The organism is Streptomyces sp. NPDC002867, from assembly GCF_053591895.1.
Genome location: NZ_JBSFUR010000012.1, coordinates 110,625 through 133,735, shown reverse-complemented (window position 1 = coordinate 133,735; position 23,111 = coordinate 110,625). Strand labels below are relative to the sequence as shown.

27 protein-coding genes are annotated in these 23,111 nt (G+C 72.9%); 5 read left to right on the top strand and 22 right to left on the bottom strand.

The window, feature by feature from the left end; translation table 11 throughout:
• Positions 1 to 33 precede the first annotated feature (33 nt).
• From lgt to hisI, 11 genes are all read right to left on the bottom strand, one after another.
• Complete coding sequence (gene lgt / locus ACWD0A_RS14870) at positions 34 to 1,041, bottom strand: prolipoprotein diacylglyceryl transferase (RefSeq protein ID WP_451298066.1); 1,008 nt, start codon at positions 1,039 to 1,041, stop codon at positions 34 to 36.
• Between the two features lie 116 nt (positions 1,042 to 1,157).
• Positions 1,158 to 1,997 (bottom strand): DsbA family protein, encoded by an 840-nt coding sequence (locus tag ACWD0A_RS14865; protein WP_451298064.1) that lies wholly within the window; start codon positions 1,995 to 1,997, stop codon positions 1,158 to 1,160.
• A 63-nt stretch (positions 1,998 to 2,060) separates the two neighbouring features.
• Positions 2,061 to 2,876 carry a tryptophan synthase subunit alpha gene (gene trpA, locus ACWD0A_RS14860; protein ID WP_451298062.1) on the bottom strand — a complete coding sequence of 272 codons (816 nt, stop codon included), beginning with the start codon at positions 2,874 to 2,876 and terminating at the stop codon, positions 2,061 to 2,063.
• The gene (gene trpB / locus ACWD0A_RS14855) at positions 2,873 to 4,165 is read right to left on the bottom strand and encodes a tryptophan synthase subunit beta (protein WP_177148761.1); all 1,293 of its coding nucleotides are present in this window, start codon (positions 4,163 to 4,165) and stop codon (positions 2,873 to 2,875) included. Before trpB ends, trpA begins: the two co-directional genes overlap by 4 nt.
• A 252-nt stretch (positions 4,166 to 4,417) precedes the next feature.
• On the bottom strand, positions 4,418 to 4,684 hold the full coding sequence (gene trpM, locus ACWD0A_RS14850) for a tryptophan biosynthesis modulator TrpM (RefSeq protein ID WP_451298060.1): 267 nt from the start codon (positions 4,682 to 4,684) through the stop codon (positions 4,418 to 4,420).
• A gap of 7 nt (positions 4,685 to 4,691) precedes the next feature.
• Positions 4,692 to 5,501: an indole-3-glycerol phosphate synthase TrpC gene (trpC, locus tag ACWD0A_RS14845; protein ID WP_177148760.1), complete on the bottom strand. Its 810-nt coding sequence runs from the start codon at positions 5,499 to 5,501 to the stop codon at positions 4,692 to 4,694.
• A gap of 112 nt (positions 5,502 to 5,613) precedes the next feature.
• Entirely contained in the window at positions 5,614 to 5,994 is a 381-nt protein-coding gene (locus ACWD0A_RS14840; protein WP_451298058.1) for a DUF2752 domain-containing protein, read from the bottom strand.
• Positions 5,995 to 6,540: 546 nt separating this feature from the next.
• Positions 6,541 to 6,795: an HGxxPAAW family protein gene (locus tag ACWD0A_RS14835; RefSeq protein ID WP_451298056.1), complete on the bottom strand. Its 255-nt coding sequence runs from the start codon at positions 6,793 to 6,795 to the stop codon at positions 6,541 to 6,543.
• A 103-nt stretch (positions 6,796 to 6,898) separates the two neighbouring features.
• Positions 6,899 to 7,537, bottom strand: a complete 639-nt coding sequence (locus tag ACWD0A_RS14830) for a TIGR02234 family membrane protein (protein WP_451298054.1) — start codon at positions 7,535 to 7,537, stop codon at positions 6,899 to 6,901.
• 14 nt (positions 7,538 to 7,551) lie between these two features.
• Positions 7,552 to 9,048, bottom strand: a complete 1,497-nt coding sequence (locus tag ACWD0A_RS14825) for an anthranilate synthase component I (RefSeq protein WP_451298052.1) — start codon at positions 9,046 to 9,048, stop codon at positions 7,552 to 7,554.
• Between the two features lie 11 nt (positions 9,049 to 9,059).
• Complete coding sequence (gene hisI, locus ACWD0A_RS14820) at positions 9,060 to 9,425, bottom strand: phosphoribosyl-AMP cyclohydrolase (protein WP_177148756.1); 366 nt, start codon at positions 9,423 to 9,425, stop codon at positions 9,060 to 9,062.
• 83 nt (positions 9,426 to 9,508) lie between these two features.
• Here hisI and ACWD0A_RS14815 point away from each other — a divergent pair, with 83 nt between their 5' ends.
• Positions 9,509 to 10,141, top strand: coding sequence for a TIGR03085 family metal-binding protein (locus tag ACWD0A_RS14815; protein ID WP_451298050.1), 633 nt, complete (start codon positions 9,509 to 9,511; stop codon positions 10,139 to 10,141).
• 136 nt (positions 10,142 to 10,277) lie between these two features.
• On the opposite strand, the gene hisF is transcribed toward ACWD0A_RS14815, so the two are convergent.
• The 8 genes from hisF to hisD are packed head-to-tail and all read right to left on the bottom strand — an operon-like array spanning position 10,278 to position 16,016.
• Entirely contained in the window at positions 10,278 to 11,033 is a 756-nt protein-coding gene (gene hisF / locus ACWD0A_RS14810; RefSeq protein ID WP_451298048.1) for an imidazole glycerol phosphate synthase subunit HisF, read from the bottom strand.
• The gene (locus ACWD0A_RS14805) at positions 11,030 to 11,443 is read right to left on the bottom strand and encodes a RidA family protein (RefSeq protein ID WP_451298046.1); all 414 of its coding nucleotides are present in this window, start codon (positions 11,441 to 11,443) and stop codon (positions 11,030 to 11,032) included. Before ACWD0A_RS14805 ends, hisF begins: the two co-directional genes overlap by 4 nt.
• Positions 11,440 to 12,165 carry a bifunctional 1-(5-phosphoribosyl)-5-((5-phosphoribosylamino)methylideneamino)imidazole-4-carboxamide isomerase/phosphoribosylanthranilate isomerase PriA gene (gene priA / locus ACWD0A_RS14800; RefSeq protein ID WP_451298044.1) on the bottom strand — a complete coding sequence of 242 codons (726 nt, stop codon included), beginning with the start codon at positions 12,163 to 12,165 and terminating at the stop codon, positions 11,440 to 11,442. The genes ACWD0A_RS14805 and priA overlap by 4 nt, the downstream gene beginning before the upstream one ends.
• Positions 12,165 to 12,806 carry an imidazole glycerol phosphate synthase subunit HisH gene (gene hisH / locus ACWD0A_RS14795; protein ID WP_451298042.1) on the bottom strand — a complete coding sequence of 214 codons (642 nt, stop codon included), beginning with the start codon at positions 12,804 to 12,806 and terminating at the stop codon, positions 12,165 to 12,167. Before hisH ends, priA begins: the two co-directional genes overlap by 1 nt.
• A gap of 4 nt (positions 12,807 to 12,810) precedes the next feature.
• Entirely contained in the window at positions 12,811 to 12,978 is a 168-nt protein-coding gene (locus ACWD0A_RS14790; RefSeq protein WP_451298040.1) for a hypothetical protein, read from the bottom strand.
• Between the two features lie 4 nt (positions 12,979 to 12,982).
• Complete coding sequence (gene hisB / locus ACWD0A_RS14785; protein ID WP_451298038.1) at positions 12,983 to 13,576, bottom strand: imidazoleglycerol-phosphate dehydratase HisB; 594 nt, start codon at positions 13,574 to 13,576, stop codon at positions 12,983 to 12,985.
• On the bottom strand, positions 13,573 to 14,697 hold the full coding sequence (locus ACWD0A_RS14780) for a histidinol-phosphate transaminase (protein WP_451298036.1): 1,125 nt from the start codon (positions 14,695 to 14,697) through the stop codon (positions 13,573 to 13,575). Before ACWD0A_RS14780 ends, hisB begins: the two co-directional genes overlap by 4 nt.
• Positions 14,694 to 16,016, bottom strand: coding sequence for a histidinol dehydrogenase (hisD, locus tag ACWD0A_RS14775; RefSeq protein WP_451298034.1), 1,323 nt, complete (start codon positions 16,014 to 16,016; stop codon positions 14,694 to 14,696). Before hisD ends, ACWD0A_RS14780 begins: the two co-directional genes overlap by 4 nt.
• Before the next feature lie 203 nt (positions 16,017 to 16,219).
• Here hisD and ACWD0A_RS14770 point away from each other — a divergent pair, with 203 nt between their 5' ends.
• From ACWD0A_RS14770 to ybaK, 4 genes are all read left to right on the top strand, one after another.
• Positions 16,220 to 17,821 carry an oxidoreductase gene (locus ACWD0A_RS14770; RefSeq protein ID WP_451298032.1) on the top strand — a complete coding sequence of 534 codons (1,602 nt, stop codon included), beginning with the start codon at positions 16,220 to 16,222 and terminating at the stop codon, positions 17,819 to 17,821.
• Between the two features lie 112 nt (positions 17,822 to 17,933).
• The gene (locus ACWD0A_RS14765; RefSeq protein WP_451298030.1) at positions 17,934 to 18,965 is read left to right on the top strand and encodes a hypothetical protein; all 1,032 of its coding nucleotides are present in this window, start codon (positions 17,934 to 17,936) and stop codon (positions 18,963 to 18,965) included.
• A gap of 5 nt (positions 18,966 to 18,970) precedes the next feature.
• Positions 18,971 to 19,711, top strand: a complete 741-nt coding sequence (locus ACWD0A_RS14760; protein WP_451298028.1) for an LON peptidase substrate-binding domain-containing protein — start codon at positions 18,971 to 18,973, stop codon at positions 19,709 to 19,711.
• Between the two features lie 17 nt (positions 19,712 to 19,728).
• Positions 19,729 to 20,235, top strand: a complete 507-nt coding sequence (gene ybaK / locus ACWD0A_RS14755) for a Cys-tRNA(Pro) deacylase (protein WP_451298026.1) — start codon at positions 19,729 to 19,731, stop codon at positions 20,233 to 20,235.
• A 357-nt stretch (positions 20,236 to 20,592) separates the two neighbouring features.
• Here ybaK and ACWD0A_RS14750 read toward each other — a convergent pair whose 3' ends face one another.
• The 3 genes from ACWD0A_RS14750 to ACWD0A_RS14740 are packed head-to-tail and all read right to left on the bottom strand — an operon-like array spanning position 20,593 to position 23,094.
• The gene (locus tag ACWD0A_RS14750; RefSeq protein ID WP_451298024.1) at positions 20,593 to 21,270 is read right to left on the bottom strand and encodes an ABC transporter permease; all 678 of its coding nucleotides are present in this window, start codon (positions 21,268 to 21,270) and stop codon (positions 20,593 to 20,595) included.
• 34 nt (positions 21,271 to 21,304) lie between these two features.
• Positions 21,305 to 22,123 carry an ABC transporter permease gene (locus ACWD0A_RS14745; protein ID WP_451298022.1) on the bottom strand — a complete coding sequence of 273 codons (819 nt, stop codon included), beginning with the start codon at positions 22,121 to 22,123 and terminating at the stop codon, positions 21,305 to 21,307.
• Entirely contained in the window at positions 22,120 to 23,094 is a 975-nt protein-coding gene (locus tag ACWD0A_RS14740; RefSeq protein ID WP_307717876.1) for an ABC transporter ATP-binding protein, read from the bottom strand. The genes ACWD0A_RS14745 and ACWD0A_RS14740 overlap by 4 nt, the downstream gene beginning before the upstream one ends.
• Positions 23,095 to 23,111 lie beyond the last annotated feature (17 nt).

Genomic DNA, 23,111 nt, shown 5'->3' with positions numbered 1-23,111 from the left:
TCGCCTCCGGCGGTCTTCGTCACGGGTCGGTCGTCAGCCCTTGCCGGCCGGCCTGGCGTCCGCGTCCGCACTCGCGGGGTCCTCGCCCTCCGGCGCCCCGGCGGCGTCCGTGGGCGTGTCCTCCGCCGCGTCGTCGGTGACGCCGTCCGCCTCCGAGTCATCGGCGCCCGAGGGGTCGGAGGCCGCGGACTCGGGACCGGCGTCCCCCGACGGCTTCGCCAGGTCCACCGCACTGGGCTCCACGATCTCCTCGCGGCCCGGGCGCAGCCGGGACGAGACCACCATGTAGACGACGGCCAGCAGGAAGACCACGATCGAGGTCCACACGTTGAGCCGCAGGCCCAGCACGTGGTGCGCCTCGTCGACCCGCATGTACTCGATCCAGCCGCGGCCCACGCAGTACGAGGCGACGTAGAGCGCGAACGCCCGGCCGTGGCCCAGCTTGAAGCGGCGGTCGGCCCAGATCACGAGCAGCGCGACGCCGATGCACCACAGGGACTCGTAGAGGAACGTCGGGTGGTAGAGGCCCGCCTCGCGGTTCGGCCCCTCGGTGATCTTCAGGGCCCAGGGGACGTCGGTCTCCCTGCCGTACAGCTCCTGGTTGAACCAGTTGCCCCAGCGGCCGATGGCCTGTGCGAAGGCGACCGCGGGTGCGAGGGCGTCGGCCCACGCCGGGAGCGGGATGCCCCGGCGGCGGCAGCCGATCCAGGCGCCGACGGCGCCGAGCGCGATCGCGCCCCAGATACCGAGGCCGCCCTCCCAGATCTTGAAGGCGTCGACCCAGTTCTCACCCTCGCTGAAGTACAGCTGGTAGTCGGTGATCACGTGGTAGAGCCGGCCGCCGACGAGGCCGAAGGGCACGGCCCACACGGCGATGTCGGCGACGGTACCGGCCTTGCCGCCCCGGGCGATCCAGCGCTTGTTGCCGAACCAGACGGCTACGAAGACGCCGATGATGATGCAGAAGGCATAGCCGCGCAGCGGAAGCGGTCCGAGATGCACCACTCCGGTCGACGGGCTGGGAATGTAGGCGATGTCCATGGCAGCACCGACGCTACCGTGCCGGGTGGGACGTACGGCAACCCACCCGGCAACGTATGGGTAACGAGCGCGCGCCTCCCGGTCGCGCGCCGGGGGCCGCGGACCGGCGGACGCGGTCAGGAGGCCGGCGCGCCGGGGGACGCCCCGGTGGGCCGCTGGGTGCCGGGCTTCTTGCCCTTGTTGGCCTCCTCGACCCACTTCTTGAAGTTGGCCACGGAGATCTGCTCCTTGCCCTTCGCCGGGAAGATCGACTCCCCGTTGAGCTGCACGGTCGGCGTGCCCCGGAAGCCGCCCTTCTGGAAGGCCTCGTCGGACTTCCGGACCCAGCTGTCGTGCTTGCCGTCCTCGACGCAGCTGCGGAAGGCGGGCGTGTCCAGGCCCTCGACCTTGCCGGCGAGCTCGATGAGCCTGTCGTTCTCCGCGAAGGCGTCGTCCGGCTCCGGCGGCTGGTTGATGAACAGCACGTCGTGGTAGGCGGTGAACTTTCCGGCGTCCTGGGCGCAGGCCGCCGCGTTCGCCGCGCGCAGCGAGCCGCTGCCGCCCATGTTGCCGTCGATGAGGGTGGCGAGGTGGTACTCGATCCTGATCTCGCCGGCCTGCTCCAGCTCGTGGATCGTGTCCCGCAGGGCGTTCTCGAACTGGGCACAGGCCGGGCAGCGGAAGTCCTCCCACACCGTCAGGGTGGAGGGCGCGTCGCTCGCGCCGACCGGGATCGCGAGCTGCTCCTCGCCCTGCGCACCGCTCGGTGCCGAGAGCGGACCGGCCTCCGCCGGGCCGTCCTCGTCCTTGCCGCTGTTCGCCGCGATCAGGCCGACGACGGCGGCCAGGCCGAGGACTCCGACCACCGCCGCGGCCACGATCAAGGTCCGCCTGCGCTTCTCGCGTGCCCGGTCCTGTGCCCGTTCCTGCTGGATCCGCTCGCGTGCGGTCCGCTTACGTTCTTGGTTCTCGCTCACAAACCGCAAACGAACCGGGGAGGCGTCGGCTCGCCTCCCCGGTCCCACATCCACCCGTACGAGCTACGCGCTGCCGCGCACTCCCCGGGCGAGTTCACCCGCCAGTTCCCGTACGGCGTCGACGGCCGCCGTCTCGTCGGGCGCGTCGAGCATGCGCTTGACGAAGGCGGAGCCGACGATCACGCCGTCGGCGAAGGAGGCGACCTCGGCGGCCTGCTGGGGGTTGGAGACGCCGAGTCCGACGCAGACGGGCAGGTCCGTGGTGGCACGGGTGCGTGCCACCAGGTCCTGGGCCTGGGCGCCGACCGACTCACGAGTGCCCGTGACGCCCATCAGGGAGGCCGCGTACACGAAGCCGGAACCGGCCGCCGTGATCTTGGCGAGGCGCTCGTCCTTGCTGCTCGGAGCGACGACGAAGACGGTGGCGAGGCCGTGCTTCTCCGCGTGCTCCCTCCACAGGCCCGCCTCCTCGAACGGCAGGTCGGGCAGGATGCACCCGGCACCGCCCGCCTCGGCGAGCTCGGCGGTGAAGCGCTCCACGCCGTACCGGTCGATCGGGTTCCAGTACGTCATCACGAGCACCGGCTTGCCCGTGGCGGCGTGGGCCTCGCGGACCGTGCGCATCACGTCGGCGATCCGGACCCCGCCGCGCAGGGCGATGTCGTCGGCGGTCTGGATGACCGGCCCGTCGAGGACCGGGTCGCTGTGCGGCAGACCGACCTCGACGACGTCGGCGCCGCCGTCGAACGCGGCCTTGACCGCCTCGATGCCGATCTCGACGGTCGGGAAGCCGGCGGGCAGGTACGCGATGAGCGCCGCCCGGTCCTCGTTCCTCGCCGCCGCGAGCGTGTCGCTCAGAAGCCGGATGTTGCCGCTCACTTCGCGTCCCCCTGGATCTCGGCGGCGCCGTTGTCGGCGGAGGCGTCGGCCTCGACCTGGGCGTCGGTGTCGTACAGCCCGAAGTAACGGGCGGCGGTGTCCATGTCCTTGTCGCCGCGGCCGGACAGGTTGACCACGATCAGTCCGTCCTTGCCGAGCTCGCGGCCGACCTCGAGGGCACCGGCCAGCGCGTGCGCCGACTCGATGGCCGGGATGATGCCCTCGGTACGGGACAGCAGCCGCAGCGCCTGCATGGCGGCGTCGTCCGTGACCGCGCGGTACTCGCCGCGGCCGGTGTCCTTGAGGTACGAGTGCTCGGGGCCGATGCCCGGGTAGTCGAGCCCGGCCGAGATCGAGTACGGCTCGGTGATCTGGCCCTCGTCGTCCTGGAGGACGTAGGAACGCGAGCCGTGCAGGATGCCGGGCTCGCCCGCGGTGAGAGTGGCCGCGTGCTCCCCGCTCTCGATGCCGTGCCCGGCGGGCTCGCAGCCGATCAGGCGGACGTCCGTGTCCGGGATGAAGGCGTGGAAGAGGCCGATGGCGTTCGACCCGCCGCCGACGCAGGCGACCGCGGCGTCCGGGAGGCGGCCGGCGCGCTCCAGGATCTGGCGCCGGGTCTCGACGCCGATGACCCGGTGGAAGTCGCGCACCATCGCCGGGAAGGGGTGCGGGCCCGCGACGGTGCCGAAGAGGTAGTGGGTGTGGTCGACGTTGGCGACCCAGTCGCGGAACGCCTCGTTGATGGCGTCCTTGAGGGTGCGGCTGCCGGACTTCACGGCGACGACCTCGGCGCCGAGCATCCGCATGCGGGCGACGTTGAGCGCCTGCCGCCGGGTGTCGATCTCGCCCATGTAGATGGTGCATTCGAGCCCGAACAGCGCACACGCGGTGGCCGTGGCCACACCGTGCTGACCGGCGCCGGTCTCGGCGATGACGCGGGTCTTGCCCATGCGACGGGTGAGCAGGGCCTGACCGAGCACGTTGTTGATCTTGTGCGAGCCGGTGTGGTTGAGGTCCTCGCGCTTGAGGAAGACGCGCGCACCGCCGGCGTGCTCGGCGAAGCGCGGCACCTCGGTCAGGGCGCTGGGGCGGCCGGTGTAGTTGACCATGAGTTCGCCGAGCTCGGCGGCGAAGGCGGGGTCGGACTTGGCCTTCTCGTACTCGACCGCGACCTCGTCGACGGCGGCGACGAGGGCCTCGGGGATGAACTTCCCGCCGAAGTCGCCGAAGTAGCCGGCGGGGCTGGGGACGTGACCCTCGGGGTCGGGGATGAAGTAGTCGCTGGACATGGCGACGCTGCTCCTTGTTTCGGGGCGCGTGGCCCCGGGACGTGTCGGGTGGGATACGGCTGCGGTGCGCCTGTGGCGGGCTTGTCCCCACCCCGCCCTTCCCGGAACCGGGGGCTCTGCCCCCGTACCGCGCTTCGCGCGGTGTCCTCGATCTCCCCCTACGGCCTGGCCGTGGGAGGGACCCCCGGACGGGCTGACAAAGTCAGCCCGCCGGCGATCGAGGCGCGGGGGGACCGGGGGCAGCGCCCCAGGTCAGCGGGAAGAGGCCGGGTGGGGAAGGAAACCCCGCCGACGCGCCCCGCGCCATCGCATCCCGTTGACCTGGCCCGGCTCGTCGCCGATGACGTACCGCACCCGCCGCCCGTGCACCCGCCGCGCCGGCGCCCGGCAGCCCCGCGGCCGGCAGCCGCGGGCCAGGCGCGCGTACGGGCCGTGCGCCGGGGTCACCGTCGCCGCGGGCACGCCGACGGCACCCGGACGCGAGCCCGGGGCGGCACGGCGGCGGCGGACGGCGGTCATCTCGGGCTCAGTCCCGCCCGTGCCGCAGCGCGGGGTGGGCACCCGCCGCCACCAGGTCGGCTACGGCCGACTTGGGGTCGCGGCCGGTCACCAGGGACTCGCCGACGAGCACGGCGTCCGCGCCCGCGTTGGCGTAGGCGATCAGGTCGTGCGGACCGCGCACGCCGGACTCGGCGATCTTGACGATGTGCGCCGGGATCTCGGGTGCGACCCGCTCGAACGTGGAGCGGTCGACCTTCAGCGTCTTCAGGTCACGGGCGTTGACGCCGATGATCTTCGCCCCGGCGTCCACGGCGCGCTCGACCTCATCCTCGTCGTGCACCTCGACCAGCGGGGTGAGGCCGATGGACTCGGCACGCTCGATCAGGGAGACCAGCGCCTCCTGCTCCAGCGCGGCGACGATCAGCAGCGCCAGGTCGGCGCCGTACGCGCGGGCCTCCCACAGCTGGTACGCGGTGACGATGAAGTCCTTGCGCAGCACCGGGATGTCGACCTTGGCCCGCACGGCCTCCAGGTCGGCGAGCGATCCGCCGAAGCGGCGCTGCTCGGTGAGCACGGAGATGACGGCCGCGCCGCCCGCCTCGTAGTCCGCGGCGAGTCCGGCCGGGTCGGCGATCGCGGCGAGCGCGCCCTTGGAGGGGCTGGAGCGCTTGACCTCACAGATCACCTTGACGCCCTCGCCACGCAGGGCGGCCACGCCGTCCTTGGCCGCCGGAGCCTTGGCGGCGCGCTCCTTGAGCTCCTCGAGGCTGACACGCGCCTGCCGCTCGGCCATGTCGGCGCGCACACCTTCGATGATCTCGTCGAGCACACTCACGCGAGCGGCCCCCTTCCGGGACGGTGATGGTTGAGGATCAGCCAACTCGATGGTATCCGCAGGAGCGCCCGGGGTCCTCATCCGGTCGGCCGCTGTCCCACTACCTGGGACTTCATGGGGCGAGCGCCGATCCGAACGGGAGGTTCCGCACCACGCTGAAGATCAGCAGGGCCCCGCCCATGACCCACCACCACCCGGGGGCGAGACCGATCCGCAGCCGCCTGCCCTGAACGGCGCGGACCAGCCACAGGACCCACACGACGGCGAAGACGGCGTAGCCGACGACGGCGGCCGCGTTGGCGCCGAGGGCGGTGCCCAGATCGCCGTGGATGAAGGCGTGGGCGCTGCGCAGGCCGCCGCAGCCGGGGCAGTAGACGCCGGTGAAGCGGAGGAGGGGGCAGAGGGGGTAGTGACCGGGCTCGTTGGGGTCGACGGTGCCGACGTAGGCGAAGGCGGCGGCGACGCCGGTGAGGACGGCGAGGGGCGCGGCCACGCGCCGTGCCGTCCCCTGCGGCGCGGGACGGCCGCCCGCGGGCACGGCGCCCGGTCCCCACTGCGCCGCACCGGCCTCGGCGCACTCGGGCCAGGCGCCGGCCGCCGTCGCGTACCCACGCGCGGCATGACCCCCGACGCCCGTGGATGCCGGGTCCGACAGGGCGCCGCGTTCGTCCGCCCCGTGGCTGGGCGCCGGAAGGACTCCGGCACTCGCAGGCGGTGCGTCCGCTCCGGAACGGGGGGGCGCGCCGTGTGCCGACACCGACGGCCGGCCTCCGGGCCCCGACGCATCCGGCCCTGACATCCGCCCGTCCGCGGCAACCGCGCGCCCGGGCGCAGAGCGCCCCGGCGCGTCCGGCCAGGTGCAGGCCGGCGACGCGCCGGCGGCCGCGGACGCGTCGTCCGTCGGCGCCTGGGGGGCCGGGCGGGGCGGGGGGCCGGGGGCCGGGGGCGTCGGGGTCATCTCGTGATTCTCGCCGTTCCAGCAGAACGGCGCAGCCCGGTCGTGCCGTGCTGCGCCGTTTCGTGTCGGGTCGTCACCGCGTCAGGCGGTCGCCCGCTCCTGCGCGGCGGCGCGGTCACGGGCCTGGACCACCTCGTCCGGCTCCTTCGGCGTGCCGAGACCGGCCCTCTTCATGGCGCCGCCCGCGATCGCGCCGAGCGCGATGAGGGCCGAACCGGCCCAGAAGCCGACCGGGCTGTTCGCCACCATGAAGACGCCTGCGACGCAGAAGCCGATGAAGGAGATGGTGACACCGGTCCAGGCGGCCGGGGTGTGTCCGTGGCTGCTGCCCGCCATGAGTTGCTCCTCGTGTGTGATGCGCTGTCGTGAGCTGGTGCTCGTGCTGAGCCGGACGCTCGCAGTCATTGTCCCGTACGACAACACGCGCGGTGAGCTGGGGTCACCCTTCGCGCGTCGGGTCCTCGCCGCGGTCCAGGGCCTTCCAGAGATCCTCGGGCCGGTCGGGGTCCACGGCGGCCGCCTTGCGGGGACGCGGTGTGCCGTCGCGCTCGTAGCGGCCGGACATGGCGGGCCACTGCCTGCCGTACCGCAGCGCCAGGACACCCGCGAGCAGGATCAGCAGGCCGCCGGCCGCGGTCACATAGGGCCAGGCCGTGTGGGTGAGCGCGTCGGCCGTCGCGGCGGCGTCGCCCGTGGTCCGCGCCGCCTTCTCGTCGAGCGCGTCGCTGTCGGACGCGCCCAGCAGCGCCGCCAGCGCCGCGCCCGCGCCGCTGAGCGCGAGGAGCCCGGAGACGACGACGCGGCCTGCGCTGCGGACGGCGAACACGGCGACGAGGGCGGCGAGTCCGACGATCGCGAGGGCGGTGGGCACGCCCGTGACGTCCCCGCCGTCGGCGTCGAGCGCAACGGTTCCGCCGCCGACCGAGGCGTGGCCCTCGGCCCAGATCTGCCCGGCGGCGAGCAGGACGACGGTCGCGCCGACGGCGCCGAGGAACAGGGCCGCGGCGAGGCTGCGGCGGCTGCCGCTCGGGGCGGCCGCCGCGGCGGCGCGGGGCTGGGGTACGGGTACGGCACTCACGCGTCCACTATCCCTTACCGCCCGGCCGCGCCGTTCAGCCGGTTGGCGGTGTGGACGGCGCGCAGCACCGCCGCCGCCTTGTTGCGGCACTCGGTGTCCTCGGCGACCGGGTCGGAGTCGGCGACGACACCCGCTCCGGCCTGGACGTACGCCGTGCCGTCGCGCAGCAGCGCGGTCCTGATGGCGATGGCGGTGTCGGAGTCGCCCGCGAAGTCGAGGTAGCCGACGGCGCCGCCGTACAGCCCGCGCCGCGAGGGCTCCAGCTCGTCGATGATCTGCATCGCGCGGGGCTTGGGCGCCCCCGACAGGGTGCCCGCGGGGAAGCAGGCGGTGAGGACGTCGAAGGCGGTACGGCCATCGGCGACCTTGCCGGTCACGGTGGAGACGATGTGCATGACGTGGGAGTACCGCTCGATCGACATGAAGTCGACGACCTCGACGCTGCCGGGCTCGCAGACGCGGCCCAGGTCGTTGCGGCCGAGGTCGACGAGCATCAGGTGCTCGGCGCGCTCCTTGGGGTCGGCGAGCAGTTCCTCCGCGAGGTCGTGGTCCTCCTGCGGGGTGGCGCCGCGCGGGCGGGTGCCGGCGATCGGGTGGAGCATGGCGTGCCCGTCCTCGACCTTGACCAGCGCCTCCGGACTGGAGCCGACGACGTCGAACCCCTCGAAGCGGAAGAGGTACATGTACGGTGACGGGTTGGTGGCCCGCAGGACCCGGTAGACGTCCAGCGCGCTCGCGGCGCACGGCGTCTCGAACCGCTGGGAGGGCACGACCTGGAACGCCTCGCCGGCCCGGATGCGCTCCTTGATGTCCTCGACGGCGTCCTGGTAGTCCCGCCCTCCCCACAGCGCCGAGAACTCGGGCAGCTCCGAGGGCGGCAGGGCTGCGGGCGCGGAGGCGAGCGGCCGGGCGAGGTCGGCCTCCATGGCGTCGAGGCGGGCGACGGCGCCCGCGTACGCCTCGTCGACCCCGGTGGCGAGGCAGTTGTGGTTGATGGCGTTGGCGATCAGCAGGACGCTGCCGTCCCAGTGGTCCATGACCGCGAGGTCCGAGGTGAGCAGCATGGTCAGCTCGGGCAGCTTCAGGTCGTCGCGCTCACCGGGGCCGATCTTCTCGAGCCTGCGCACGATGTCGTAGCCGAGGTAGCCGACCATGCCGCCGGTGAAGGGCGGCATGCCCGACGCGAGGTCGCGTGGCGTATGGAGGGTCTGCACGGTCTCGCGCAGGGCGGTGAGCGGGTCGCCGTCCGTGGGGACGCCGACGGGCGGGACGCCGAGCCAGTGAGCCCGGCCGTCGCGGACGGTGAGCGTGGCGTCGGAGCGTACGCCGATGAACGAGTAGCGCGACCAGGAGCGGCCGTTCTCCGCGGACTCCAGGAGGAACGTGCCGGGGCGCTCGGCGGCGAGCTTGCGGTAGAGCCCGACGGGCGTGTCGCCGTCCGCGAGCAGGCGACGGCTGACGGGGATGACACGGCGGTCGGCGGCCAGCTTGCGGAAGGTCTCGAGATCCATGGCGGCAGACCCTACTCGCCGAGGGGCAGGACATCGGCGTCGAAGCAGGTCCGGGCGCCGGTGTGGCAGGCGGCGCCGACCTGGTCGACCTTGACGAGCACGGTGTCGGCGTCGCAGTCCAGGGCGACGGACTTCACGTGCTGGACGTGACCGGAGGTGTCGCCCTTGACCCAGTACTCCTGGCGGCTGCGGGACCAGTAGGTGCAGCGGCCGGTGGTCAGGGTGCGGTGCAGCGCCTCGTCGTCCATCCAGCCGAGCATCAGCACCTCACCGGTGTCGTACTGCTGGGCGATGGCGGGGAGAAGGCCGTCGGCGCTGCGCTTGAGGCGGGCGGCGACGGCGGGGTCGAGGCCACTGGCGGGGACACTGCTGGTCATGCGCCCATTGTGCCGTGCCGTGGGGCGGCCGGGACGGTGCGTCCACTGGGCGGACCCGGCGGGGCCGCCGTACGCTGGCGGGCATGTCGACCCATGCGAAGCGCGAACGACTTCTGCTCGCGGATGTGTTGGAGGCGGCGGGGCCGGAGGCCGCGACCCTGTGCCACGGCTGGACGACCCGGGAGCTGGCGGCGCACGTGGTGATGCGCGAGCGCAGGCCGGACGCCGCCGGCGGGATCCTGATCAAGGCGCTCAAGGACCGTGCGGAGCGGATCCAGGCGGAGTTCGCGGCGAAGCCGTACGACGAGCTGGTCCTGATGATCCGTACAGGGCCGCCGCGGATGTCCCCGTACGCCATCAAACAGGTCGACGAGGCGGCGAACACGATCGAGTTCTTCGTCCATGCCGAGGACGTGCGGCGGGCACAGCCGGACTGGGCGCCGCGTGATCTGGACAAGGTCTTCGAGAACGTGCTGTGGTCGCGCCTGGAGAAGGGCGCGCGGCTGCTCGGGCGCAGGTCGCCGGTGGGTCTGGTGCTGCGCCGGCCGGACGGGCGGACGGCGGTGGCGCATCGCGGTACGCCGGTGGTGACGGTGACCGGGGAGCCCGGCGAGCTGTTGCTCTTCGCCTTCGGCCGCCAGGACGCGACGCGGGTGGACCTGGAGGGCGACAAGGACGCGATCGCGCGGGTCCGTGAGGCGCAGCTAGGGGTGTAGGGGGCCCGGCGCGCCTGCGAGAGGGTTCCCGCACGTGTCCGGCCCTGTGCGGGGCACACCCGTACGGGCGCGCGGGAGGTGCGGACGTGCCGAAGGGGTCCCGGGACGTTCTCCCGGGACCCCTTCGGTTCGCGCATCAGCGGACCGGGTGGCCCGCCGCCCGCAGGGCGTCCTTGACCTGGGAGATCCGCAGGTCGCCGAAGTGGAACACGGAGGCGGCGAGCACCGCGTCCGCGCCCGCGTCCACGGCCGGCGGGAAGTCGGCCAGCTTGCCGGCGCCGCCGGACGCGATCACCGGGACCGTCACGTGCTTCCGCACGGCCGCGATCATCTCGGTGTCGTAGCCGTCCTTGGTGCCGTCGGCGTCCATCGAGTTGAGCAGGATCTCGCCGGCGCCCAGCTCGGCGGCCCGGTGCGCCCATTCGACGGCGTCGATGCCGGTGCCCTTGCGGCCGCCGTGCGTGGTGACCTCGAACGACCCCGCCGCGGTCCGCCGTGCGTCGACGGACAGCACCAGCACCTGGCGGCCGAACCGCTCGGCGATCTCGCGGATCAGCTCGGGGCGGGCGATCGCCGCGGTGTTGACACCGACCTTGTCGGCGCCCGCGCGCAGCAGCTTGTCGACGTCCTCGGCGCTGCGCACGCCGCCGCCGACGGTGAGCGGGATGAAGACCTGTTCGGCGGTGCGGCGCACCACGTCGTAGGTGGTCTCCCGGTTTCCGGACGAGGCGGTGATGTCGAGGAAGGTGAGCTCGTCGGCGCCTTCGGCGTCGTACAGCTTGGCCATCTCGACGGGGTCGCCCGCGTCGCGCAGGTTCTGGAAGTTGACGCCCTTGACGACCCGGCCGGCGTCGACGTCCAGGCAGGGGATCACGCGGACCGCGAGGGTCATGCGGCACCTCCTTCGGTTGCGGTGGGCCGGTACGCCTCGACCTCGACTTCGACGACCAGCGAGGGGTCGACGAAGCCGGAGACGATGAGCATCGACGCGGCCGGACGGACCGCGCCGAACAACTCCTTGTGCGCGCGGCCCACTTCGTCCACGTCCCGGGCATGGGTGATGTACATACGGGTGCGCACGACGTCCTCGGCGCCGAGACCGAGTTCCTTCAGGGCGTCGATCGCCGCCCCGAACGCGGTCATCGTCTGCTCGAACGGTCCGCCCGCGGAGATCTCGCCGCCGACGACGGAGGTGCAGCCGGAGACGAGGACCAGGCCGTTGGGCAGCTGGACGGCGCGGGAGTAGCCGAAGGACTCCTCCCACGGACCGCCCGAGCCGATCCGGCGTACGGCTTCCGTCATGCGGACACCGCCGCCAGGGCCTCTTCCAGCGTGAACGCCTTGGCGTACAGCGCCTTTCCGACGATCGCGCCCTCGACGCCCTCGGGCACCAGGGACGCGAGGGCGCGCAGGTCGTCGAGGGAGGAGACGCCGCCGGAGGCGACGACGGGCTTGTCGGTCGCGGCGCAGACGTTCCGCAGCAGCTCCAGGTTGGGGCCCTGGAGCGTGCCGTCCTTGGCGATGTCGGTGACCACGTACCGGGCGCAGCCCTCGGAGTCGAGGCGGGCCAGGGTCTCGTACAGGTCGCCGCCGTCGCGGGTCCAGCCGCGTCCGCGCAGGGTGGTGCCCCGCACGTCGAGGCCGACGGCGATCCTGTCGCCGTACTCGGCGATGACCTTGGCGACCCACTCGGGGGTCTCCAGCGCGGCGGTGCCGAGGTTGACGCGCCGGCAGCCGGTGGCGAGCGCGGCCGCGAGGGAGGCGTCGTCGCGGATGCCGCCGGACAGTTCGACCTTGATGTCCATGGCGCCGGCGACCTCGGCGATCAGGTCGCGGTTGTCGCCGGTGCCGAAGGCGGCGTCCAGATCGACGAGGTGCAGCCACTCGGCGCCCGCGCGCTGCCAGGCGAGGGCGGCCTCCAGCGGGGAGCCGTAGGAGGTCTCCGTACCGGACTCGCCATGGACGAGGCGGACGGCCTGGCCGTCGCGGACGTCGACTGCGGGGAGGAGTTCAAGCTTCGGCATCAGAGCGTCTCGATCCAATTGGTCAGCAGCTGGGCGCCGGCGTCGCCGGACTTCTCGGGGTGGAACTGGGTGGCCCACAGCGCGCCGTTCTCGACGGCGGCGACGAAGGACTCGCCGTGCGTGGACCAGGTGACCTTGGGCGCGCGCATGGCGGCGTTGGTGGCCTCGAAGTTCCACTCGTGCACCGCGTAGGAGTGCACGAAGTAGAACCGCGCGTCGTCGTCGACTCCGGCGAAGAGCTCGCTGTCCGCGGGCGCCTCGACGGTGTTCCAGCCCATGTGGGGCACGACCGGGGCCTTCAGCGGCCCGACGGTGCCGGGCCATTCGTCGAGGCCGTCGGTCTCGACGCCGTGCTCGATGCCACGCGCGAACAGGATCTGCATGCCGACGCAGATGCCCATGACGGGCCGGCCGCCGGAGAGCCTTCGGTCGACGATCCAGTTGCCGCGGGCCTGGGTCAGGCCCTCCATGCAGGCGGCGAAGGCGCCGACGCCGGGGACGAGCAGCCCGTCGGCGTTCATGGCCCTGTCGTAGTCACGGGTGATCTCGACGTCCGCGCCGACGCGCGCGAGGGCGCGCTCGGCGGAACGGACGTTGCCGAAGCCGTAGTCGAAGACGACGACTTTCTTCTGTGCGCTCATGCTGCTACTCCCAGATTCCCTGAATCCGCAGGACGCCGGCGACCAGGCACATCGCGGAGGCCGCGGTCAGCAGCACGATGGGCCCCTTGGGCATCTTCTGTTTGGAGAAGGAGTAGACACCGCCGGCGAGGAACAGCCCGACGACGATGAGGATGGTGGACAGGCCGGTCATCGTCTTACAGCGCGCCCTTCGTGGAGGGAAGAATGCCGACGGCGCGCGGGTCGCGCTCCGAGGCGTAGCGCAGGGCGCGGGCGAGGGCCTTGAACTGGCACTCGACGATGTGGTGCGCGTTGCGCCCGTACGGGACGTGGACGTGCAGGGCGATCTGCGCCTGGGCGACGAAGGACTCCAGGATGTGCCGGGTCATCGTCGTGTCGTAGGTGCCGATCATCGGCGCCATGTTCTCCGGCTCGGTGTGCACCAGGTACGGGCGGCCCGAGAGGTCGACGGTGACCTGCGCGAGGGACTCGTCCAGCGGCACGGTGCAGTTGCCGAAGCGGTAGATGCCGACCTTGTCGCCGAGGGCCTGCTTGAAGGCGGCGCCGAGCGCGAGGGCGGTGTCCTCGATGGTGTGGTGGGTGTCGATGTGCAGGTCGCCGTCGGTCTTGACGGTCAGGTCGAACAGGCCGTGCCTGCCGAGCTGGTCCAGCATGTGGTCGAAGAAACCGACGCCGGTGGCGACGTCGACCTTGCCGGTGCCGTCGAGGTCTATCTCGACGACGACCGAGGTCTCCTTGGTGGTGCGCTCGACCCGTCCAGTGCGGCTCATGAGCTCTGCTCCTTCTTCAGTGCGCGAACCGCATCGAGGAACGCGTCGTTCTCTTCGGGCGTACCGGCGGTGACCCGCAGCCGGCCCGGTACGCCGTTGTCACGGACCAGCACGCCGTGGTCGAGGATCTTCTGCCACATCGCCTGCGCGCCGCCCTCGCCGTCGAAGCGCCCGAACTGCACGAAATTGGCGTCGGAGTCGGTGACTTCGTAGCCGATGGCGCGCAGCTCCTCGACCAGCCGGTCCCGTTCGGTCTTCAGCTGCTCGACGTACCCGAGGAGCGTATCGGTGTGCTCCAGGGCGGCCAGCGCGGTGGCCTGGGTGACGGCCGACAGGTGGTACGGCAGGCGCACCAGCTGGACGGCGTCGACCACCGCGGGGTGCGCGGCGAGGTAGCCGAGGCGCAGCCCGGCCGCGCCGAACGCCTTCGACATCGTGCGCGAGATCACCAGGTTCGGCCGGCCCTCGATGAGCGGCAGCAGCGAGGGGTGGTGGCTGAACTCCACGTACGCCTCGTCCACCACGACGAGGGACGGCTTGGCCGCCTGCGCGGCCTCGTACAGCGCGAGGACGGTGTCGGCGTCGACCGCGGTGCCGGTGGGGTTGTTGGGCGTGGTGACGAAGACGACGTCCGGCCGGTGCTCGGCGATGGCGGCCCGCGCCTTGCCGACGTCGATGGTGAAGTCGTCGCCACGGGGGCCGGAGATCCAGCCCGTGCCGGTGCCTCGGGAGATCAGCCCGTGCATGGAGTAGGACGGCTCGAAGCCGATGGCGACCCGCCCCGGGCCGGCGAAGGTCTGCAGCAGCTGCTGGATGACCTCGTTGGAGCCGTTGGCGGCCCAGACGTTGGCGAGCGCGACCTCGTGGCCGGTCGTGCGGGTGAGGTAGCGCGCCAGCTCGGTGCGCAGCTCGACCGCGTCCCGGTCGGGGTACCGGTTCAGCCCGCGCGCGGCGTCGCGCACGCGCTCGGCGATCCGCTCGACGAGCGGCTCGGGCAGCGGGTAGGGGTTCTCGTTGGTGTTCAGCCGGACGGGGACGTCGAGCTGGGGCGCGCCGTAGGGGGACTTGCCGCGCAGCTCGTCCCGGATCGGCAGGTCGTCAATGCCGATGTTCTCGCTCACTGTCCCGGCACCTTCCAGTCGAACCGGGCCTTCAGGGCGGCCCCGTGCGCGGGCAGGTCCTCCGCCTCGGCCAGCGTCACCACGTGGTGGGCGACCTCGGCGAGCGCCTCGCGCGTGTAGTCCACGATGTGGATGCCGCGCAGGAACGACTGCACGGACAGGCCCGAGGAGTGGCAGGCGCACCCACCGGTGGGCAGGACGTGGTTGGAGCCGGCGGCGTAGTCGCCGAGCGACACGGGCGCCCACGGGCCGACGAAGATCGCGCCCGCGTTGCGGACACGGGCCGCGATGTCGCCGGCGTCGGAGGTCTGGATCTCCAGGTGTTCGGCGCCGTACGCGTCGACGACCTTGAGACCGTCCTCGACCGAGGAGACCAGGACGATCGCGGACTGCCTGCCGGCCAGCGCGGGCCTGATCCGGTCCTCGACGTGCTTGGTGGCCGCGACCTGCGGCTCCAGCTCGCGCTCGACCGCGGCGGCGAGCTCCTCGGAGTCGGTGACGAGCACGGCCGCGGCCAGCGGGTCGTGCTCGGCCTGGCTGATCAGGTCGGCGGCGACGTGCACCGGGTCGGCGGTCGAGTCGGCGAGGATCGCGATCTCGGTGGGGCCGGCCTCGGCGTCGATGCCGATGCGGCCGGTGAAGTACCGCTTGGCCGCGGCGACCCAGATGTTGCCGGGGCCGGTGACCATGTTGGCCGGCGGGCAGGACTCGGTGCCGTACGCGAACATCGCGACGGCGGTGGCGCCGCCCACCGCGTACACCTCGTCGACGCCGAGCAGCGCGCAGGCCGCGAGGATGGTGGGGTGCGGAAGGCCGCCGAACTCCTTCTGCGCGGGGGACGCCAGCGCGAGGGACGGGACGCCGGCCTCCTGCGCGGGCACCACGTTCATGATCACGGAGGAGGGGTAGACGGACCGGCCGCCGGGGGCGTAGAGCCCGACGCGGTCGACGGGGACCCACTTCTCGGTGACGGTGCCGCCGGGGACGACCTGCGTGGTGTGGTCCTTGCGGCGCTGGGCGCGGTGGACGATCCTGGCGCGCCGGATCGACTCCTCCAGGGCGGCCCTGACCTCGGCGTCGAGCTCGTTCAGCGCCCGGGTGAGGGCGGCGGCGGGCACGCGCACCTGGTCGAGGACGACCCCGTCGAACGTCTCCGCGTACTCGATCAGCGCCGCGTCGCCACGATGATGCACGTCCTCGCAGATCGGCCGCACCTTCTCCAGGGCGGCTTCCACGTCGAAATCGGCACGGGGCAGCAGGTCGCGCAGAGCGCCGCCCTCCGGGAGGGCGTCGCCGCGCAGATCGATTCGAGAGATCACGGAACCAATTCTCTCAGACCTGGATCCGGCGGTTGTTTTCCGTATCAGTCACTGATACGGGCGTGGCCGTAACCCGGCCCCCACCGCTCCCGGAGGCCAAAAACAGCCACCCCAGTCATCTCCGGCCGACCCTCACCACTAGCGTTCAGGCCGTCACTCAGCGGGAAGAACAGCTGTACGAGCCAACGAGCGGAGGAGCGGCAGTGACCGAGCCGCTTGACGACGGGCCCCCGGAGGGACTGAGCCCGGCCGAGCAGAACATGTGGAACGCCTTCAGAAACGGAAGCACGCACGACCTCAGCGACACCGATCCCCTGCTGAACGACCCGTTCTCCCCGCGCCCCTGGGGCCCCGAGCGCAGCGTCCGCGCGTCCACCGTGGCGCGGCTGCTGCTGAGCGGGCCGTCCGCACGGCCGGGGCGGGTCGCCGCGCTCAAGCTGCGCGGCGTCCAGATCACCGGCACGCTCAAGCTCGCCGGAGGCAGCATCGGCCCCTACGTCGAGCTCAACGGCTGCCGCTTCGAGAACGAGCTGCTGATGCCCGAGGCGCACTTCACCACGGTGCGCCTGGTCGGCTGCGCGATTCCGCGCATCGAGGCGGCCCGGCTGCGCACGGAGGGCGATCTGCACATGCCGCGCTGCCGGGTGGAGCACGGCATCCGGCTCACCGACGCTCAGATCGGCACGGACCTGCTGATCAACCAGATCCATGTGCGCCCGGACCGCCGCGGGCGTGCCATCACCGCGGACGGCCTGTCGGTCGCCCAGGACTTACAGGCCGAACTGATCGAGACGTACGGGGAGTTCAGCCTGCGCGGCGCGAAGATCGGCGTCTCGCTCAGTCTGCGCGGCAGCCGGCTGCGGGCAGCCGCCGAGCGGCGCGCGCTGAACGCCCCGCAGCTGAGCGTGGAGCGCACGCTGTACATGACGGGCGCCTGGGTGAGCGTCGCCACCGGCAACCAGGGCGCCACTCCCCCGTTCGGGATCAACACCGCGGGGGCAGCGGTGCGCGGCTCGCGGCTGCAGCCCTTCGAGTGCTACGGCGGGGTGCGCCTGGACGACGGGCGGTTCGGCGACGCGGTCGACCTGAACCGCGCGCGGTTCGTGCTGAGCCCGCACGAGGAGCTGTCGCTGCGCCGGATCACGACACCGGAGCTGCGGTTCAACGCGGAGCGTCCCGAGGAGGGCCGGGTCGTGCTGAACGGCGCCAAGGTGGTGACGCTGATCGACCTGGCGGCGAGCTGGCCGGGGCCGGGCGGTCTGGCGATGGGCGGCTTCGTCTACGAAAACCTCGTCCCCTACGAGGAGTTCCCGTTGTCGCGCCGGCTGGAGTGGGTGACCTCGGCGACGCCGGAGTACTCCCCGGAGCCGTACGAACGGCTCGCGACCGTGCTGCGCAACTGCGGCGAGGACGCGGACGCCCGCGAGGTGCTGCTGGCCAAGCAGCGCCGGCGGCGGGAGACGCTGCCGCTGGCCGCGAAGCTGTGGGGCTACCTGCAGGACTGGACCGTGGCGTACGGCTACCGGCCCGGCCGGGCGGCGCTGTGGATGGCGGTGCTGTGGGCGGCGGGCACCATCGCCTTCGCGCAGGTGGCCCCGGATCCGATCAAGAAGGAGGAGCACCCGGAATGGAATCCGGCTCTGTACGCGCTGGATCTGCTCATTCCGGTGATCAATCTCGGCCAGGACGGCTATTGGAGACTTGACGAGCACTGGCAATGGGCTTCGGCGGCGCTGGTGCTTCTCGGGTGGATTCTGGCGACCACGGTGGCGGCGGGAGCCTCCCGTCTGCTGCGGCGCGGATAAGGCGCGGAGCGGCGTTTCTTTTGCCTTGTCTTGACCCGCCCCCGAGCAACCTTTCCGCCGCTACCAAAGATTCACAGGTGGGCTCTGGCGCCGCGCTCACCTGCGGTTTTCAATGGTCCGCACCATGTCTTTCCTTCGCGCCCTGACCCGTGCCGCGCGCATGATCCGTCATACGCCCGGGCTGTCCGACGGCCTCGTGCCCGACGACGCGGTGCTGCTCGACGCCCCCGACGAGCGGCTCGGTCCCGCGCTCGTCGCGGCCGCCGAGGGCGAGTACGAAGGGGCCGCGAAGCTGCTCGCGACCACACGCGAATCAGCCGAATGGGAGAACCGCGACCGGTACGTGTCGCGGCTCGCCGCCTTCGCCAGGAACCGGGACGAATGGCTCGGCAGCTGGCTGGGCGCGTCGCCCCGCGACGCGGACGCCCTGCTCGTGAAGGCGCAGCTCGCGGTCGCGCGGGCGTGGGAGTCGCCGGCGCGCGCCGAGCGGCTGCGCGAGGTCGGCCCGCTGATCGACGCGGCGGCGGACGCCGAACCGAACGACCCCGTGCCGTGGCGCATCGCGCTGGACCACGCCCGCGGGACGCACGCGACGCACACGGCGTTCGAGTCCCTGTGGGAACGGGCCATCCGACGGTCGTCGCACCACTACGGCTGCCATGTGGCGGCGCTGAAGTACCTGTCCGCCCAGTGGTACGGCTCCCACCGCGAGTGCTTCGACTTCGCCGAGGAGGCGGCGGCCGACGCGCTGCCGGGTTCGCTGGTCCAGGCGCTGCCGGTCCGGGCGGCGTTCGCCCAGCTGCTGACCGGCGAGCCGACCACGTCGGTCGAGGAGGACCGGATCGACGCGGCGGCGGATCTCGCCGTCGTGCTCTCCGCGGACTACGCGGCCGGGGACCCCTGGCCGGCCGAGGTCCGCAACCTGCTCACGTACGTGCTCGTGGCGCGGGGGCGGTGGACGGACGCGCTGGCGCAGTTCCGGCTGATCGGCCCCTACGCGACCTCCTTCCCCTGGACGTCGGTGACGGACGATCCGCTCGGTCAGTTCCTGCGGGCGCGGGACGGGGTGCGGAGCGAGGTCGCGTCCACGATGCCGCTGCGCGGGCGCGGGCGCGGGGCCCGCACCCGCGCCCATTACTCTTGACCGCTGTGACCACCGCTCGCCTCCCCCTCTTCCCGCTGAACTCGGTGCTGTTCCCCGGCCTCGTGCTGCCCCTGAACGTCTTCGAGGAGCGTTATCGCGCCATGATGCGGGAACTGCTGAAGACGGACGAGGAGGAGCCGAGGCGCTTCGCCGTCGTCGCCATCCGGGACGGGCGGGAGGTCGCGCCGACCGCGCCCGGCATGCCCGACCCCACGACGCTCGTCGAGCGCGGACCCGCCGCCGGTTTCGGGTCCGACCCGATCCAGGCGTTCCACCGGGTGGGCTGCATCGCGGACGCGGCGACGATCCGGGAGCGGGAGGACGGCAGCTTCGAGGTCCTGGCGACCGGTACGACCCGGGTGCGGCTGCTGTCGGTGGACGCGAGCGGTCCGTTCCTGACGGCGGAGCTGGAGGAGCTCCCCGAGGAGCCGGGTGAGGGTGCGGGCGCACTCGCCGAGGGCGTGCTGCGGGCCTTCCGCAACTACCAGCAGCGGCTGGCGGGTGCGCGTGAGCGGACGCTCTCGACGGGGGCGGAGCTGCCGGACGAGCCCTCGGTGGTGTCGTACCTGGTCGCCGCGGCGGCGGTGCTGGACACCCCCACGAAGCAGCGGCTGCTCCAGGCACCGGACACGGCGACGCGGCTGCGCGAGGAACTGAAGCTGCTGCGGGGGGAGACGGCAGTGCTGCGGCACCTTCCGTCGTTGCCGATGGTGGACCTCACGAGGCAGCCGACGAGCCCCAACTGACGGGAGGGACCACTCAGGTGGCGAAGAAGCAGAAGAAGCAGTCGGGCGGCACGGGTGGCACTCCGGCGACGGTTGCCCTGACGGCCGCGGGCACGCCGTTCACGCTCCACGCGTACGACCACGACCCGTCGACGCCGTCGTACGGCGAGGAGGCGGCGGAGGCGCTCGGTGTCCCGGCCGACCGCGTCTTCAAGACCCTCGTCGCGGACGTGGACGGCGCCCTGACGGTGGCGGTGGTCCCGGTCGCGGGCCAGCTCGACCTGAAGGCCCTGGCGGCGGCGGTGGGCGGCAAGCGCGCGACGATGGCGGACCCGGCGGCGGCGGAACGCACGACGGGCTACGTACGCGGCGGCATCTCGCCCCTGGGCCAGCGCAAGCGCCTCCCGACGGTCCTGGACGCGTCGGCGTCGTCCCACGAGACGATCTGCATCTCGGCGGGCCGCCGCGGGCTGGAGGTCGAGCTGTCCCCGGAGGCGCTGGCCGACCTGACATCGGCGACAGTGGCCCCGATCGGGCGCGCCTAGCTTTCCCGGGGCTCCGCCCCGAACCCCGCGCCTCAGACGCCGGCGAGGCCGAGCTTCCGGCCCCGAGCCCCCGTCGTCGGCGGGGCGGATCTCGCCGCGCGAATCAGCCGCGTGCGGGGCACTGTACTTCCTGGCTTCCTTCCGGACGCCCCCGCCCACGGCCGCCAGGCCCGGCGGACAGGGGCGGCTCGGGCCAGGCCCGCGGAGTCAGGGGCAAGCCCCCAAGCACGACGGCCACCGAGGCGCAGGACGCCCGATCCGGGCCGAAGCCTCGGCCCGCGCCCGCCCGGGCGCAGGACGACGGGGTCCGGGGGGAGCCGCACATCGATACGGCGGGAAGGGGCGGGGTGGAGTAACTCAGGACGAGCCCGGCCACGGCCCGTGCGGGCCGAGCTCCGGCTCCGGGTCATGCGGCGCGAAGAGGCTCGTCAGCCCCAGGTGCACCGCCATCGCCGCCAACGGCCACGCCAGCAGCGCGTTCTTGGCGCCCAGTTCCAGATACGCGTCGAACGTCACGCCTTCGCCCACCTGGCGCGCGTGTTCCACCACGTCCTGCGTCGGGCCGAACCAGACGCCCACGCCCCAGCCGAGCAGCGAGGCCAGCAGGCCGCCGAGCGCGAGGGCCAGCACCAGGACGATTCCGCCGCGGCGGCGATACAGGAAGACGGCCGCCGCGCTCAGCGCGCCCAGCCCGGCCGCCAGCAGCACAAACGTTCCGTCCGCGCCGATGGCCTCCTCTCCCTCCGTGTCCTTGAGGAAGACGCCGCGCTCGTTGGAGACCAGGGGCACCCGCGGCGCCAGCCACAGCCACAGCAGCCCGAGCACCACACCGAGCACCGTCACGGCCACCAGCACCACGGCGCCGTCCTTGAGGTCCTTCCTCAGGTCGTCCGTGTCCGGCCCGTCCTTCGGGGCCGGCCCGTCGCCCGTCCAGGTCGCACCCGCGGGGACAGGGCCGGTGGGCGGTGCCTGCCAGGGGTTGTCGCCCGAGGGCTGCCGGTTCGGCCGGTGAGGAGGAGTCAGCGGTGCGGTCACACCGCCATCGTGCCAGGCTCACCCGAGTGACGCCTCACCGGACTGCCGCCCGCCGGTACGCCCACGTCGCCACCGCCAGCGACACCACGCCGACGGCCGCGCAGACCGCCAGGTCGAGGCCGACCGCCGCCCAGTCGGGGCGCGCGTCGAAGGTACGGGCGAGCGCCTCGACGCCGTACGTGGAGGGCAGCAGGTCGCGCGCGTACGAGATCGGTCCCGGCAGCCGGTCGGCCGGGAGCACCCCGAGCAGCAGTGCCGCCGACATGCCCAGCTGGCCGAGCAGCGTGGCCAGCTCCTGGCGCGGCGCGAGCAGGCCGAGGGCCGCGCCCAGGCCGGCGAGTGCCGCGCCGGACAGCGGGATCACCGCGGCCAGCACCCACAGGTGCGTCAGCGGCAGCTGGAAGAGCACGCTGCCGGCGACGGCCGTCACGACGGTGCCCGGCACGGTGAAGGAGGCGTACGCCCCGGCCGCCCCGAGCACCACCGCCGCGGGCGGCACCGGCAGCGTGGCGTAGTGGTCGAGGCCGCCCCCGGCACGCAGCTGCCCGAAGTACTGCGCGAGCAGGTTCAGCGCGACGAAGGCGACGACGAGCACGCTCGCGCCGGCGACGACCGCTTTCGCCTCGGCGCCGCCGTCGACGACCCCGCGCATCAGGACCATGATCCCGACGGACTGGAAGGTCGCGACGAACAGCAGCGGGATCCGGGCGACCCGCGCCCGGGACAGCTGCGCGCGGTACACCGCGGCGAGCGCCGGCAGCAGTCGCGCCCGTGGCGCGAGCGGTGCGGCGCCCTCCGGGACGGGGGCAGCCCCGCGCACGGTCCTCGCCGATGCGGCGGAGATGATGCTCACGCCTTGACCAGCCCCTTCGTCGCGTTCCCGCCGAGTGCCAAGTACACGTCCTCCAGACTCGGGGTGGCCAGCGTGAAGTCGTCGAGCGCCGCGAACGCCGCGCCGCCCGTCACCGCGGCGACCGCGGCCCGCGCCTCCTCCGGCGCGAGCCGCAGCACCCAGCGGCGGCCCGACTCCTGTGCGAAGTCCTGCAGCGCGGCGACCTCGGGAACGTCCAGCGGCGCCCGCTCGCGCCACACCAGCTCGACGCGGACCTCGCCCGCCACCCGCTCCTTGAGCCCGGAGGGAGTGTCGCAGGCGATGACGCGGCCCTGGTCGAGAACGGCGACGCGGTCGAGGACGGTCTCGGCCTCGATGACGTTGTGGGTGACGAGGAGCACGGTCGCACCGTGTTCGGCGCGACGGCGGTCGACGGCCGCCCACACGGCACGCCGGGCGACGGGGTCCATGCCGGTCGTCGGCTCGTCGAGGACGAGGACGGGCCGCTCGCCGACAAGGGTCGCCGCGAAACAGGCGAGGCGCCGCTGGCCGCCGGACAGCTTCTTGAGGGGGCGCGCGGCGAGGGCGGTGAGTCCGAGCTCGTCCAGGACGGCGTCGCGTTCGTCGCGTGCCTGCCGTACGGTCAGTCCGCGCAGCCGCCCGGTGGTCTCGGCGGCGAGGGCGACGGTCAGTTCGTCGAGGGCGGTGGACTCCTGGCCGAGGTAGCCGACGAGCCGGGCCGCCCGTTCGGGGTGGCGCACCAGGTCGTGGCCGAGGAGCTCGACGCTGCCGGAGTCGGGGCGCATGAGCCCGGTGAGCTGGCGGACGAGGGTGGACTTGCCGGCGCCGTTGGGTCCGAGCAGGCCGAAGATCTCGCCGCGCCGGACGTCGAGACTGATCCCGTCGGTGGCCCGCACCTCGGGTGTCCCGGGCGTGCCCCTCCTGCCGCGCGCGGCGGGGTACGTCTTGACCAGATCCCGCACCACGCACACCGTACTCACGAGGTACG